This window comes from Candidatus Zixiibacteriota bacterium (genome assembly GCA_018820315.1).
Taxonomy (GTDB): domain Bacteria; phylum Zixibacteria; class MSB-5A5; order JAABVY01; family JAHJOQ01; genus JAHJOQ01.
In genome coordinates, this window is the sequence record JAHJOQ010000012.1 from 31,883 (window position 1) to 47,380 (window position 15,498).

Sequence of the window (15,498 nt, forward strand, 5' to 3'; positions counted from 1 at the left end):
GGAAGAGGCTTTGTATCGTCTTTAATACATCCTGCTACTTCATCAACACCATCTTCTTCGTGACTGAGAAGTCACCAGCAGAAACCCGGTAGAAGTATATGCCGGATGCAGCATCGCCACCGGTTTCGTCAAAGCCGTCCCATATCACAGAAACTTCTCCGGCCGCGCTGGATCCCTTGTAAGATCGGACTTTCTGGCCGGCGATGTTGTAAATCGTGACACTCCAATCCGATGCATGCGGCAAGGAGAGGAGTATCTCGGTCACCGGATTAAATGGGTTCGGGAAGTTCTGAGTGACCGTGAATTGGGTCGGCAGCACGATGTCCTTCACCAATACAGTCAGATCATTGCCATAGTAATCGACAACTTCATGGCCGATCAGTTCCATATCACCGTTAGAAGTAACTGTCAGAATCTCATTCTCACCCGCTGCAATCCGGTTGCCTTTGAGGCTGTACACCAGCACTCGAAGCTGACCGTCAACAACGTCTGAAAGCACGGTCATGCCGTCGACATCATCAGCAACCCTCACTTCGACTGCCTCGGCTGGATCATTGAGGTCGAATACGAATCGCGCAGCACCTATATCGACAATCGATTTTGCTGTCAGGCTATACACATCAGCGGATCGGCCAACATTCAACTCAATACCATTCGCATATGGCGTCAACTTGGCAATCGGGAGAGCATCGCCGGTGATGATTCTGATCAGGTAGACCAGGTCTCCTACTGTCAGGATTCTTCCGTCGTTATTAACATCCGATGCAGCTATTTGACCCTCAGGTCTCACCGTGAATACCGAAAGCCCATATATGAAGTAGTTGGTGTAGAGAACACCATCGGCGATTTCGTTGGCAACATCATTGAGGTTAAGGTCACCGCGCGCATCGATCGAATCTGCACAAACGATGTCGATTCCGCCGAATTGGAATTCGAGGAATCGGATCGCGCTCGGCTTTTCCGGATCCGGGTTGAGACAGTAGTCACGAGCGCCCAGTCCGATTGGACGAGCATCTTCCGGGAATTGATCGTCATCATCCTCGTCCCAGATCAGACCAATGTCGTAAGCGTAAATCCTGGAATCGATGTACAGCACATCACCATCAACGCTCGATATCGAGTTATCACCACAGTCGCTCCAATAGAACTTGATCGGAACGTATTGACACTCAAAAGACCGGTCGTTGGTGACATAGAACTTCATCACCACTAATTCATGCGGATCCGTGTCCGGAGGGCCAAAGCAGTCGGGATGATTCGGGCCGTTGTTTGTCTCGGCAAGTGCGACTATGCGCAACAGACCGGATGGGCAGGGACCTTCACAGTTCCCCTGCACGCCGAAACGATATGTGAAGTACTCCCAGCCGCAATCTTCAAGAAGTTGACCCGGCAGCGCTTCCATAGGCGTCAATGCAGAGGCGTCGTACGTAATCAGGAAATCGAACCCACCCATTTGGATCGGGTTGTTTCCCAGAGTTATAGAAACATACTCGTAATGCCCCTGATAGGTGTCATGGGTCTTCTCAATCGTCACTACAGGCGGGATGCAATATATTTCGTCAATAACGAACTCGATCTGGAAGCTCTGCTCACAGGTCTCCCCGCAGGCATCGGTGCACAGCATGGTGACATTCACTGTTTCACTACCTGTTGGAGTGTAGTGCCAGAATCCTCCCACAAGATCGCCCGGGCTCCCCCCCACCAACGCGCATGAGGTAAGGTTGTTGTCCACATCAGTTCCATAGGCCTGCAAACTCACAGGGGTAGGCTCACATTGACCTATCTGCGTGTAGGTCGGCAGATGGCAGACTGGAGCTGAGTTGCGTGTAACTTCTATATTAACGGTGCCGCCGCAAGTCGCACCGCATTCATCCCCACACTCGAATGTACCGGAGTACATGCCTGTTGCTGCGGCTGTGAATGTCCAGGTGGAACCGTCAAACGTACCGGGCCCTGACACCTTCGAACAGCCAACCAGGTTGCCGTCTGGATCGATCGCCGAGATTGGGATATTGAATGTCGTATCACCGCAGATGAAATAGCTGGCGTCATCGGGCAGATCGCACGAAGGTGCAGCATTGTAGTGTACGGTCATGGTCGCCGAACCCGTACACGTCTCACCGCAGGCGTCCACACATTCGAACGTCGCACTGTAGGTGTTCGATTCCGATGTTTCGAATGTCCACGTCGAGCCATCGAATGAGCCGACACCCGACATCATCGCGCAGCCAACAAGATTACCATCTGGATCAACCGCCAAGATGGGAAAGTTGAACGTCGTATCACCACAGACGAGGAATGTCTGATCTCCGGGGATTTCGCAAACAGGAGCGCTATTGAGTTCAACGGCAATAGTAACCGTACTTGTGCAACTGGCGCCGCATTCGTCCGTGCACTCTATGTCGGCGCTATATACACCCGGTCCGATCGTCGTGAATGTCCATTCGCCATCCGCATAAGCACCCGGACCGGAAATCAACTCGCAAGCCGCGAGATTGTCGTCAGCATCAAAGATTGCAACCGGCAAAACAAATGTAGTGTCTGAGCAGATGAATACCGTGCCCAAATCAGAATCAGTGCACAGAGGGGCATCATTCATGTCGAAGATGATTGTGAAAACACCCTCACAGGTGGCACCGCAATCATCGACGCAAACAATCGTCACGGTTACAGTATCATTTCCCGTTGGTGTGTAATTCCAGTTCCCTCCAACAAGATCACCGGGACCGGAGTCTATCGAGCATTCTACAAGGTTATCTTCTGCATCGGTTGCCGAGACCGGCAAAGAGATCGGGGTCGGCACACACTGGAATATTGTCATATCTCCCGGCACACTACAAACTGGGGCGCTGTTGACAGCGACTGTGATAGTCACCGTACCACCGCAGGTTTCGCCACAGGCATCGACACACTCGAATGTACCGGTGTATGTGCCTGTTGCTGTGGCTGTGAATGTCCACGTAGAACCATCGAATGAACCGTCACCTGAAGTCATCGTGCAGCCGACAAGATTAGCGTCAATATCTGTAGCTGAAACCGGGAAAGCGAATGTCGAATCACCACACACGAAGTAACTGCCGTCTGATGGAAAATTGCAGACCGGAGCAGTGTTCTCCTCGACTGTGATAGTCACCGTACCACCGCAGGTTTCACCACAGGCATCGACGCACTCGAATGTACCGGTGTATGTGCCTGTTGCTGTGGCTGTGAATGTCCACGTAGATCCGTCGAATGAGCCATCACCCGAAGTCATCGTGCAACCGACAAGGTTACCATCGACATCTGAAGCAGAAACCGGGAATGCAAATGTCGTGTCACCGCAGGCGAAGTACGAATTATCGCTTGGCAGAGTGCAGACCGGGGCGCTGTTATAGCCAACGGTGATGGTGACCGTCCCGCCGCAGGTCTCTCCACAGGCATCAACACACTCGAATGTTCCGGTATATGTCCCCGGACCGTTGGTGGTAAATGTCCATGTCGAGCCGTCGAACGAACCGTCACCGGAGGTCATCGTGCAGCCGACAAGATTGTCGTCGGTCGCAGAAATCAGATAGCTGAATGTAGTATCGCCACAGACGAAGAAAGATGCATCGTCAGGCAGATTGCAGACCGGAGGCACGTTATAGTCAACCGTAATCGACACTGAACCTGTGCATGTCTCACCGCACTCATCGATACATTCGAAGCTCGCAGAGTATGTTCCCGGACCGGTCGCTGTGAACGTCCAGTTGGAACCATCAAATGAACCGTCACCCGAAGTCTTCGTACAGCCCACTAGATTGCCATCGGAATCTGTAGCCGAGACTGGGAATGTAAAAGTCGAATCTCCACAGAGGAAGTAAGTTGCATCGTCCGGAATGACACAAACAGGGGCGCTGTTCTGTGTTATGGTGATGCTGGTAGTTCCTCCGCAAGTCAGACCATATTCGTCAACGCATTCGAACTCAGCAGTATAAACGCCGGGACCGCTAGTGGTAAACGTCCAGCTGCTGCCATCGAAGGTACCGGGACCGGAAAGCACTGAACATCCAACGAGATTATCATCGGGATCAGTCGCAGAGACCGGGAAAGTGAACGTTGTGTCGCCACAAAGGAAGAACGATGCGTCACCAGGGATGTCGCAAACCGGCGGCAGATTATAGATGACTGCAATATTGACTGTGCAGCTCTTAGTATCCGTTGCACCGCACTCATCAACGCATTCGAATGTAGCCGTATAGACTCCGCCCGGATAGGTCGATGTGAATGTCCATGTGCTGCCATCAAATGTACCGGGACCGGAGAGCATTGTACAACCTACCAGATTGCCATCGATATCGCTAGATATGATAGAGAAGTTAAATGTCGTGTCTGCCCCAATGAAGAATGTGGTATCATTCGGTACTACGCACACCGGAGGAGTATTGTACGTGACAGTCATATCTACCGTGCCGCCACATGTCGCACCACACTCATCGATACACTCGAAGGTCGCCTTATATAGCCCTGGGCCCGATGTTGTGAATATCCACGTCGAGCCGTCGAATGAACCGTCACCTGAAGTCATCGTGCAACCGACAAGATTAGCGTCAATATCTGTAGCTGAAACCGGGAAAGCAAACGTCGAATCACCGCATATGAAATATGAGCCGTCACTCGGCAGATTACAAACCGGCGGAGTGTTCTCCTCGACTGTGATAGTCACCGTACCACCGCAGGTCTCGCCACAGGCATCGACACACTCGAATGTACCGGTGTATGTGCCTGTTGCTGTGGCTGTGAATGTCCACGTAGAACCATCGAATGAACCGTCACCTGAAGTCATCGTGCAGCCGACAAGATTACCGTCAGCATCTGTTGCTGAAACCGGGAATGCGAATGTCGAATCACCACACACGAAGTAGCTGCCATCGGAAGGCAAGCTGCAGACCGGTGCGCTGTTCATTACAATCGTGACGTCAATGCTGCAGGTGTCCGCCTCGCCGCACTCATTCGTGCAAATTAGAGTGATGGTATTCAACCCTGCTGTCGGTGTGAAGCATACAGAATTGCCGTTCAGGTATCCGCCAAGCACAGTAGCCGTATGTGTACAACCGAAACCGGGGAGACATATCTCATTGAGATTGCAGACGAGAATGGTGGTATCATTTGGACAGGTAGCCACTGGCGGGTCACAGCAGTTACCCACCTGAAGCTCCACAGTTTTTTCGCTACAGCAGTAATCGCCAGGGCAGCCAGATTGATCATTGCAGGCGTACAGACTGACTGTGACATATCCGCCGTAGGCAGCGGTGACCGTGTAAGTGATCGAATTCGTTCCCTGACCACTGACGATTGTCCCGCCAGTCACCGTCCAGTCATAGCTGGTGGCGCCGGTATCGGCCTCGCATGTATAAGTTGATCCAGTGCAGACCGTGTCAGATGAGCATGTAATGGCAACGTTGGGTGGCGTGCACAGAGCGGTATTTTGGATGCTCCGATCCATTCCGCCTCCGCCGCCACCATCGAGTTCAAGCGCTCTCATGTGATATGAAGCGCCTCCTATTGAGCCGGAGCCATTGCCTGTTCCCCATGTATCTGAGGTGCTCTCCGCGAGATGGCCACCCCAGAAAAATCCGACGCTGCCAGTGCTTCCGACCGTGAAGTAGACTTTTACGTTGAATTCATAATTGGGATCGCTGCCCGTGAACCAGTAGTCACTCAGTGAATCAATGGTGACATTGTAAGCCTGAAGGTTCATCGGCGTGTCGAGGCCGAAACCCGATTGGAAGAAATTCGCGGGCAAAGCGCCGGTGTAATTGGCTGGATTTGTTGGATCGGGAAAAGCGAATGACTCTGTCGGTGAGGTGCATCCCGGTGGAGGTGAAGTGGAGATTGTGCCACACACGCCTCCGGCACTTGCAATGCCATCCGCTTCGGAAATGTCGTAGTCGGCGAAGTAATCATATGCGTGCAGGCCGTTCTTGGTCCACTCACACTGAATCGTGAAAAAGTGCTCAGTGCTTGCATCCGTGCTTTTGATGAAATAACGGAACGGAACCAGTCTTCCCTCGCTGTAGCATGAATTGGACGAATTGATGTTCCCATTTGACCATGAAGGGCCTGTCGTGCTTGTACCGTTCTGCAGTTGATTTAAATAAGTCTTGAGTCCCAGAGTCACGGTCGTGCTTGGTACCGGTTCCTTGTCTGGCACCACTCCCTCGATCAGCATCGTGTCAGGAATAATGGCGTCTATTGGAATTTCCCACGATGTTGTGAAACTGCCGTATTGATCGGCAGTAACATCCCATGGCTCCAGGTCATGTGCACCAAGCAGAGGCGTGATTTGAATAGTTACAACTTGATCGGGCTGGTATCCGGAGCCCGAAATTAGAGCAGTGTCGCCTGGAGCATAGTAGGAAGTGTCGGTCACCACCTCCGCACCAAATATGGCTGACGTCAATGATGCAAGCAGCAATCCTACGAATCCCATCAACAGTAGAGTGCGTTTCATAGAATCTCCCGGTATACCATGACATGAAATGAATAGTAGAAATTTCTGTTAGTATCGATTCCGAGCGTTACGGAAAGTGCGATCACACCTGGGATGCATCAGATAGAGTACAGCCGATGGCGCCTGGAACAACCGCACAAGTACATCGCTCTCCCCCACAAGAGAGCAATTCAGCCCACGTATAGCTGCCCCGTGTCATACCGAAAAAAACAAATCATGCAGGCATAAAATCCCTGCGTGTTAGATGAGTAAATAATCTATAAGAATGTACCACGTTCACATCCCATTGTCAAGTTGTTTCTCGCGTCGGAAATGACTAAAGTGATTGAACGGGAACACAATAGGCCATGTTTGTCCGGATATTGTGGCCTCACATACCCAATATAAGTGGGTGAGCGAATATTCTGGGAGTTGAGCGGCAAGTTTGTGCTCGGATTCCCAGCCCTCACCATGTTATATTGTGGGATTTTCAAGACTTGAATCGGGAGCGGCGTCACGACTACTTACACCGGAGAACTTGCAGCCCTCTTGACGGCTTTCCTGTGGGCATTCACAGCCATATTTTTCACGAGCGCATCCAAACGCATCGGTTCGTTCATTGTTAATATGATACGCATCCCTATGGCGTTGATAATCATAGCTACCACCCTCGCATTTACGACCGGAAGGTTGTTCCCTCACGTGGACTCATCCGGTCAAATATACTGGCTTGTTGCGAGCGGCATTGTTGGGCTTGTTCTTGGCGATACATTCCTGTTCAGGTCATTCATCATCCTCGGCCCTCGCCTCGGTTCACTCATATTCGCGAGTTGGCCGATAATGACCGCTGTCATGTCCTGGTTCTTCTTAACCGAAATCCTCAGCCCTACTGCAATAGCTGGCATAGCCATCGCATCCGCAGGCATTGTCTGGGTGACAAATGAACGGAAGACAGAGTGGCAAACCGAGATGGTCTCAGCAGATGAAGGCTCCAAGAAACTTGGCGTCATATATGCACTACTCGGTGCGATTGGCCAGTCTTCGGGGCTTGTGATGGCAAAATACGCCATGGGGGAAACTCTTGAACCTCTAGAAGCAAGTTATGTGCGTATGATTGCCGCTTGCATCGCGATATGGATATATGGGGGACTTGCCGGGCATTTGCCTGCAGTCGTGTCGGCAATGAGAAAAGGCAAGGCGATGATGTACGCTCTCGGCGGATCGATCTCCGGCCCGTTTCTCGGAATCTGGATGTCGCTTGTTGCTGTGAAACATGCAGAAACCGGAGTCGCCGCCGCAATAATGGCCTCGGTACCGGTGGTGATAATCCCAGTGACGATTTTTGTCTACAGACAGAAACCCTCAGGGAGGGCAATGGCCGGTGCTATTGTGACAGCAGCTGGAATTGCGCTGCTGTTCATGCGCTGACTCTCTCCTCCGATATCTCCGGAAATGCGGTCAATCATTCAACGCATACAAGCCGTCTGTCAGGATATATTCCGCCCTATGCAGCGTCTGTTCGGCGAATTCAGCCTCCAGACCTCCGCCGTAAACCGCCGCGCCTCTGTCGTTCGGTTCTGACCTCTTGTACTTGTGCCCCACACTGAATGCTACAAGCCCCCCCTCCGGAAATGCCCAGAGAATGCTGTCTACAAGCGCCCTCGCCAGGCGAGCCTGACCGAATTCACTCTTGACAATTTCAGCCTGGGTGGGGTTTGACACAAAGAGAGGTTCGAGCAGGATCGCCTTCATGTCAGTATAGTAGAGATTCCCATCACCCCGGCCTCCTGGCTCCGGTTGCAGCAAGCCGTCATCGCCACCGAGCTTGGTGCCAAACTCGAGGGCTACTCGCTTGGCATACCATCTTCCCCATTCGCAGGATTTCTTCGATGCATTTGATCCCACCACTGCGAGACTATAATCTGCCGACGGGTCCGTCCAACTGTTGAAGTGGTGCTCAACATAGCAGACAGCATGATCGTCATTAGCAGTCTCCTGTCTCTCGCGGTAATCCCCCTTGTAGAATCTAACCTCATATCGGTACATAGCCGCACCTCCTTTGCACAACTGACTCTGTTCGGATCTGAGGACTCTGACTGTATCACAAGGAAGTGGATCCCGACGTATTTGTCAATGCTTTCTGAAGAATCTCAATGTGAATAATGTGTCGCTGCGACACATTAACCGTGCGACAACTTTTTCATTGCAGCATCGCACTGCTGGCGGTATGTTGGATCCGAAGCCGCAACCGGATCGGAGATACAATCGGATGACCCATTTCATAGACCTGTCGCGTGAGTCACAAGAATGCGCCGCGGACGATGCACCGCTTGCCTCCTGCGAAGGGAAATTCGTTCAGATTCGAAATGACGCAGATGAGTACCTGGTTTTTGCTTCGAAAGGGCTCTGCAAGTATCATTCGCACATAGTGGAGACGTTCGCATCTCTTCGGAATATCGACGTCAGAGAGAACAGCAAAGGAGATGCGGTCTACTTCGTCGACCCGATGTGGGAAGTCGTTGGGGGCGGCAAGATGAAAATAGACAGAGACAATCGGTCTGTCGAACTCGCAGGATCGTCTCAGGCTTATGGCCCATTTGATACGGTCGGTTTGAAGTCGAGGCTGACACCATCATTTGACGGCTATACGATAAACGTAGCATGACAATCATCGCGGTGAATTCTGTGAATCGGATTGAGTGCACAGGCGTATCATATGATACAGGATGGGCAACGATCACAACGATATATCGACGAAGTGAACATAAAGGAAGATATCTATGCGGTACATTCTGATGACAATATTCTCTACCATACTCCTCGCAGGCTGCAGCGGAGATGGCAAGCCGTTCTTCATGGAAGGCAGGATGTCCGACTATTTCCCGATGCAAGTCGGAGACACATGGTACTACACTGCTGACGGGGAGACTATAGTCGTCAGAAGAATCGGTGACGAGATAGACCTTTCCGGCATCAATTGCATGCCCGTGCTGACAAGCCTTCCTCCCGTGGTGACAGATACTCTCGAAGAGTGCTGGGGAATCAGCGAAACCGCCTTCTCGCTGTACCTGATCGCATACAGATACTATCCCGACCCACCACTGATCGTGCCATTTGACCTGACTTCAAATTCCCCGTATATGTATGACTCGTTCGCCAAGAAAGACAACAATCCAAACTCGGGATTCCGAATCAAGGGGACGCTATCATTTGAAGGACTTGTGACCAGGACCGTCCCTGCCGGTACATTTAAGAACTGTCTCAAGCTGCGTTACGATGACGGTAGCGAGCCGTATGACGAATACTACGCTCCCGGCGTCGGCCTTCTCGACAACGGCGACATCATCCTCGATTCAGCAGTTGTCGGCGGAGTAAAGTACGGCGGGCAATAGGGATAACGACCCATAGAAAGCACATTGAGTTCATTACCCCACATTAATGATTGACATGGTCTTGCACATCCTGTAGTTTCGATGTGATGACACTGTGTGATCGGGAAGTCACATTGGACTTCCGAGCCAAAGGGGAAAACCATGTTCAAGTTACAGTGCAGGCATCGACGCCAGTTGGACTGGCATGTATTCGAACAAAAGCAATCAGGAGATTGGTTTCTGAGCTTGCTACCCGAGTATGCCGAGCTCTTTGAAAAACTGGAACCCGACCTTATGCGGAAAGCACGTTCGCCCTGGAAAGAATCATCCAGCAGAAAGGCAATGAATCTCGTCCTAAGTGGGCTCACCGATATTGATATCGAAAGAGTTGAGAGTTTCATCGGTGACTTCAAGCGACATGTAGTTCTCGGTGCGAGCAGACACATCGAACCATACTTCACAAACGAAGTAGACTTCTGCCTGGCTCTCGACTTCAATTTCGCATCTGTGGAAGAGGGGCGGTACACAGAGATTGGAAAGCTGGAGTACGTTGCCAAGTACCAAGGTTCGACATCAGCAGGAGATGAGATTGCAGAACGAATGGCATCCGCATTTCACCGAATTCCCGCAGCTGACAAGTCTCTGGACTGTTGTCTGACATATATACCTCCGTCACCCGACAAAGAATACTATCTTCCGAGATACCTGGCGGAAAAAATCATGTCTCATCCGGAAATGGTCTGCCGAATGCGAACGGTGAACCCGCTTGTAAGGGCCGAATTGCGAACGAAGAAACCGAATATCAAAGAGATCAGATTCATGCAGAAGATCAAGAAGTGCGAGAGGATATATTCTGTTGAAAACGTAAGTCTTTCAGCTCCGGTACGAGGGTGCTGTGTGTATGTGATAGATGATCTATATAAGTCGGGCGTATCCATCTGGTCATTTGCGAGATGTCTCAAAGATGCCGGCGCCAAATCAGTCATGTGCCTTGTCTGCGTGAAATCGTGCGGGGACAGGGATTCGTCATGATGCACGGAACTGCATATCTGCAACTGATGCTCGCCTATGGCATTGGACCGAAGGGAATCATGCGTCTGCTGGGCAGACTGCAAAGAGAGGATCGCTCGATCGAAGACTTCATCGATGCGCCGGTATCCGAGTTGACAACTGACTACGGACTCGGCTCAGACACAGCAGCCTCAATCGGTGAAATGCGGCAGGAGTCTGAATTGATCGCGCAGGAACTGGAAAGCAACCAAATTCACACATTGGTTAGAGGACTAGAGGGATACCCAATCAGACTCGAACATGTTCTTGGGCAGGATGCTCCACCAATAATCTTCGCGGCAGGCAATCTGAATATCATGGAGCTGAAGAGTGTCGGAATTTGCGGCGGCAGAAAAGCGACTGACCGAGGCTGCGAAGTCGCAAGGAAATGCGCCGAAGTGTTCTCCCGGGCAGACGTTAATATTGTAAGTGGCAATGCGCCCGGCGTCGACATATCGGCCCATTACGGGGCGCTGGCCGCAGGTGGCACTACGACGTTTGTTCTCGCTACCGGCATACTCCATTTCACAGCGAGGTCAGGATTTGAAGACGTTATCGGTGATGACAACTACTTGGTAATGTCCGAATTCTCGCCTCGAACCGGTTGGCACGCACATAACGCGATGCAGCGAAACAAGACCGTATGTGGGATGTCCAATGCTATTATTCTGGTTGAGCCTGCACTGAAAGGCGGGACTTTCGCCGCCGGGACAGCAGCACTACAACTTCAGCGTCCTCTGTTTGTTGTAGACTACGATGATGCGCGGAGTATCGCCAAAGGGAACATGTACTTTATCGACCGAGGCGCACGCACTCTCGACTCCGACAGAATCGGAAGTGAAGAGCTGGCAATAGTCGTGTCTTCGCTCGATACCAAACTCGATCGGCCGGTGCAGTCATCACTGTTTGACAGTCTTGACTCAAATGATCCTCAGACATGAGCGGATCAGAGAACTAGCTTCAGACCTGCCTCAGTCTTCCATCGTCGAGCGAATACAATTTGTCCGCGACATTCGCTACGAACGACCGATCATGACTGATTAGCAGAAATCCCCCGCGGAAATCCTGCAAGAGCTGCTCAAGGACTTCGATTGACTCGATATCCAAGTGCGATGTCGGTTCATCAAGAAATAGAAACTCCGCCTTCTCCAGAATGCATTTCACGATTGCAGCGCGCATCAACTCGCCATACGAGAAATTTCCGATTGGCTCGCAGACTTTTTCTTTTCGCAATAGCGCAGCACCGAGATACTGCCTGATTGTGGTTTCATCACACCCGCAGCTGTCGAAGTTGTCCAGCAGGTTCTCTTTCTGATAGAAACCAGCCAGCCCCTGCGGAACATAGGCATTCTTCACTCCGCCAGTGAGGCGACATTCCCCACGAGTCGGCTGCAAATCCTGCAAAGCCAGCGCAATCATCGTCGACTTTCCGGAACCATTGGTGCCCATCAGGCAGACTTTGTCCCTTGTTGATGCCGAGATACTTATCTCGTGAAGTAGGAAATCATCTCTGTCATCTTCGCCACTTGCACGAGTCTCATAGCGAAACGAGACATCCCTGAGAGAGAACACTTCACGATTCCGGACATCATACTCCGGAAAGTGGAGATTCAGCACTTTGGGAATGTATGGTCTCGTTTTCTCAAGTTTCTCGATTTGCCCGGTTGCCCGAGCCTGCATCGCTTTGGCGCGTTTGGCCATCTTCGCAGAGAGCCTGCTGATATGCCCTTTTGCACTACCTGCACCGATCTTGGACTTCTCTTTAGCGGCAGCCCAGCCCGCCTTCGCTCGCGCATCATTTTGCAGTTTCCGAATTCTGACTCTGATGTCTTTCGCTTGTCTCCGCCGGGATTCATAATCACCGGTCTTGATAGCCCATGCTGCAGTCGCACCACCTTCTGTATGGAATATCCCGCTCTTTGTAATGAAAACAGTCTGGTCAGCCAGCGTATCGGTCAACGTTCGATCATGCGTGATGAGCAACACCCCCCTGCCCTTCCGCTTCAGCCGTTCGACATGCCGCTCGAATGCGGTTATCCCGGCGATGTCGAGATAATTCGTCGGCTCATCGAACAGATAGAGTTCATGATCTCCAGCCAATGTGGTTATGATCGCTCGTTTCTGCAACTCGCCATCAGACAGCTTGTCCAATGGCCTTTCGAATGGAACGGCGCCGAAGTCACGGCAGAGCCCAGCCATGATCCGACGAGTTTCATCGGAGTTCTGCTTACTATCGAGTAGAATTCCCTCGTTGCCGCGAAGCATCTGAGGAAGATACGCAATATCGATTCCGGGCTGGACGAAGATGTCACCCTTCACCCTGAAATCGGGCAAACCGAAAGGTTCGCGTGTCGCCGACTGCTGATGCAGAATTAGCTTGAGGATCGTAGTCTTGCCGCAGCCGTTAGCGCCTACTAAAGCCAACAGCTTCCCGCCCTGTATCGAGAGAGAAAGTCCTTCGAAGAGCGGATTATCGTGGAGAGTGACTGTAACCTTTTTGAAATTAACCAGCATCCTGGGCATACCGACTCCTGGATTGGGATTGATGAGTTAGCTGCCACAAATATGTCCGCAAGCCGCCCACGTTTCAGGTTGGACAGAGGGCTTTGGTATGGCAACTCTTGTCGGAATTGGATACTGATTTACCTCATCGCGATCTTTCCGCTGAAGGTTTACACTTCTAAGATAATCAGTGAACAGATGTTGTAAACACCTTTTTCTAGTTCGCAGGCAGTCGATCTTATACGCTTGTTGGCGTAGTCCATGATCTCAATTAGTCTTGACACTCAAGAAGGGCAGTGTATATTTCAGGCAGAGAGTACGCCCCACCGCCGGAACGGAGCATTACGATGAAGATCACGTCATTGTGGATCACAGTGTTTGTGGTGGTTTCCTCTTTGGTCTATGCACAGGATACCGGTGTCATAGATACTTGCCGGATGTCATCGGGTGTGTGGGGTCTTGAGATACCCGATGATTCCTCATTCTCAGTTCCGATTCACGTATGGTCAGACGATCAGGTCATTGCGGCGACAATATGCCTCGCGCTCAACACCAGCGGGATGGGCTGGGATCATGCTCTCGATTCGCTGCTGACCGTAGACACGTTCATTGTCGACCCCGGTTTTGATGCCGGAACTTTCATTTTCAGGCGAAGCGTTATCAAGAATGAATTCTACGTCGGGGATCCGAACACGGATTTCAACTTCGGCTTCAACGGCGTATATCTCCTCTTCTTTGGTGGCATTGATCAGCCATCACTCTTCCCTGCCGGCACACCGATAAAAGTCGGTGACCTCGTGCTGAAAGTCAGGCATAGAGAGCGCATCCACTCCAGATTCACTATTGACATCGACAGCATCTTCTATCCTCCAGCAGGTTGGCTCAAATTCTCCGGAACACAGATGTCTCATGTGCCCGTGCTGGTCAAATCTGAGGTGGAAGTCATCAAGTGCACTGGTTTCATGTGCATGGATTCCGATTATGATTGCTATGGAGACCCGGAATTTAGCGAAGGCAATATCTGTGAAACTGATAATTGCCCCCAAGTCTTCAACCCATTTCAGGAAGATTCTGACGGAGATGGGATAGGCGATGCTTGCGATTTTCTGTGCGGCGATGCCGATGCAAGTGGGCATATCGATATTGATGATGTTGTCTTCGCGATAAGTTACATATTTGTCGGAGGTGATCCTCCGGTTCCGATCGCGAGTGGAGACGTCGATTGCTCTGGTGAGATAGACATTGATGATGTTATGTACCTGATCCAGTACATTTTTACTGGGGGGAATCAGCCATGCGACGCCGACAACGACGGCACGCCTGATTGTTGATCGACTGATCGCACAGCACCGTCAGAGATGGGGATTGATTCGGTGACTGACAAGCCATTGCATTGCTGGGAATACAACGATTGCCCTGAATCGCTCTGCGCCGAATGCCCGGTGTTTGTCGACAAGGCAATCAAGTGTTGGGAATACGAAGACACCCGCTGCTCGGCAATTCTCGGTTTTGAACCAGATTGCCGGAAGTGCCGCTATTATCGCGCGGCGGCAGAACCAGTTTCTAGACCAATCCGCAATAGCGCGGAAGACAAAACTGAGCAATAGCTGTTTCCGATATATGCACATGAGCCGGCGCGGAAATCCGCGGAATCAGTCGACACCGGTCATTTGAAGTTGAGGGCATTTCATGGGACACATGGTCGGAAAAGATGCGTTTCGCAAACTTGCGAAGAAAATCGATGGTCTGACAGTCCGGGTTCCATACAATGAAACTCTTCATGCCATACTTGTGGAGTTGTACACTCCCGAAGAGGCTGAACTGCTTGTCAAAATGCCTTACGGCTTGTCTACACTCGATGATATTGAGCGTGTGACAAAACAGGGGCGCGCCGAACTGCAGCGATTGCTGGACAGCCTTTCCTCCAAGGGATTGGTCATGGATCTGAATGTCGGTGGGGAGTATCGCTACATCATATCTCCGCTAGGAGTCTGTCGGAATACCCTACCTGGATTTCGAATTTATGTGGTTTAGATTTGTGATTTTGACTGGATTGTGGGATTTTTCGTTGGGAAGGTAAGTTTCAGCCTGATTGCACTTCGGATGAATCTCTCCCCGGCAGGC

At 51.3% G+C, this 15,498-nt stretch carries 10 protein-coding genes; 7 read left to right on the forward strand and 3 right to left on the reverse strand.

The features are described from left to right. Positions 1-34: 34 nt before the first annotated feature. On the reverse strand, positions 35-6,472 hold the full coding sequence (locus tag KKH67_01275; protein MBU1317804.1) for a T9SS type A sorting domain-containing protein: 6,438 nt from the start codon (positions 6,470-6,472) through the stop codon (positions 35-37). Between the two features lie 528 nt (positions 6,473-7,000). Between KKH67_01275 and KKH67_01280 the strand changes: the two genes are divergently transcribed. Next, on the forward strand, positions 7,001-7,879 hold the full coding sequence (locus KKH67_01280) for a DMT family transporter (protein ID MBU1317805.1): 879 nt from the start codon (positions 7,001-7,003) through the stop codon (positions 7,877-7,879). Between the two features lie 30 nt (positions 7,880-7,909). Here KKH67_01280 and KKH67_01285 read toward each other — a convergent pair whose 3' ends face one another. Beyond that, positions 7,910-8,497, reverse strand: a complete 588-nt coding sequence (locus tag KKH67_01285; protein ID MBU1317806.1) for an N-acetylmuramoyl-L-alanine amidase — start codon at positions 8,495-8,497, stop codon at positions 7,910-7,912. Between the two features lie 223 nt (positions 8,498-8,720). Between KKH67_01285 and KKH67_01290 the strand changes: the two genes are divergently transcribed. From KKH67_01290 to KKH67_01305, 4 genes are all read left to right on the forward strand, one after another. After that, complete coding sequence (locus KKH67_01290) at positions 8,721-9,116, forward strand: hypothetical protein (GenBank protein ID MBU1317807.1); 396 nt, start codon at positions 8,721-8,723, stop codon at positions 9,114-9,116. 115 nt (positions 9,117-9,231) lie between these two features. After that, positions 9,232-9,843, forward strand: a complete 612-nt coding sequence (locus tag KKH67_01295) for a hypothetical protein (protein ID MBU1317808.1) — start codon at positions 9,232-9,234, stop codon at positions 9,841-9,843. Between the two features lie 321 nt (positions 9,844-10,164). Next, positions 10,165-10,854 carry a phosphoribosyltransferase gene (locus tag KKH67_01300; protein ID MBU1317809.1) on the forward strand — a complete coding sequence of 230 codons (690 nt, stop codon included), beginning with the start codon at positions 10,165-10,167 and terminating at the stop codon, positions 10,852-10,854. Then, positions 10,851-11,813: a DNA-processing protein DprA gene (locus tag KKH67_01305; protein ID MBU1317810.1), complete on the forward strand. Its 963-nt coding sequence runs from the start codon at positions 10,851-10,853 to the stop codon at positions 11,811-11,813. Before KKH67_01300 ends, KKH67_01305 begins: the two co-directional genes overlap by 4 nt. A gap of 19 nt (positions 11,814-11,832) precedes the next feature. Here KKH67_01305 and KKH67_01310 read toward each other — a convergent pair whose 3' ends face one another. Continuing rightward, positions 11,833-13,395, reverse strand: a complete 1,563-nt coding sequence (locus KKH67_01310; GenBank protein ID MBU1317811.1) for an ATP-binding cassette domain-containing protein — start codon at positions 13,393-13,395, stop codon at positions 11,833-11,835. A gap of 326 nt (positions 13,396-13,721) precedes the next feature. Here KKH67_01310 and KKH67_01315 point away from each other — a divergent pair, with 326 nt between their 5' ends. Then, positions 13,722-14,705: a hypothetical protein gene (locus KKH67_01315; protein ID MBU1317812.1), complete on the forward strand. Its 984-nt coding sequence runs from the start codon at positions 13,722-13,724 to the stop codon at positions 14,703-14,705. 358 nt (positions 14,706-15,063) lie between these two features. Further along, positions 15,064-15,408, forward strand: a complete 345-nt coding sequence (locus KKH67_01320) for a hypothetical protein (GenBank protein MBU1317813.1) — start codon at positions 15,064-15,066, stop codon at positions 15,406-15,408. Positions 15,409-15,498 lie beyond the last annotated feature (90 nt).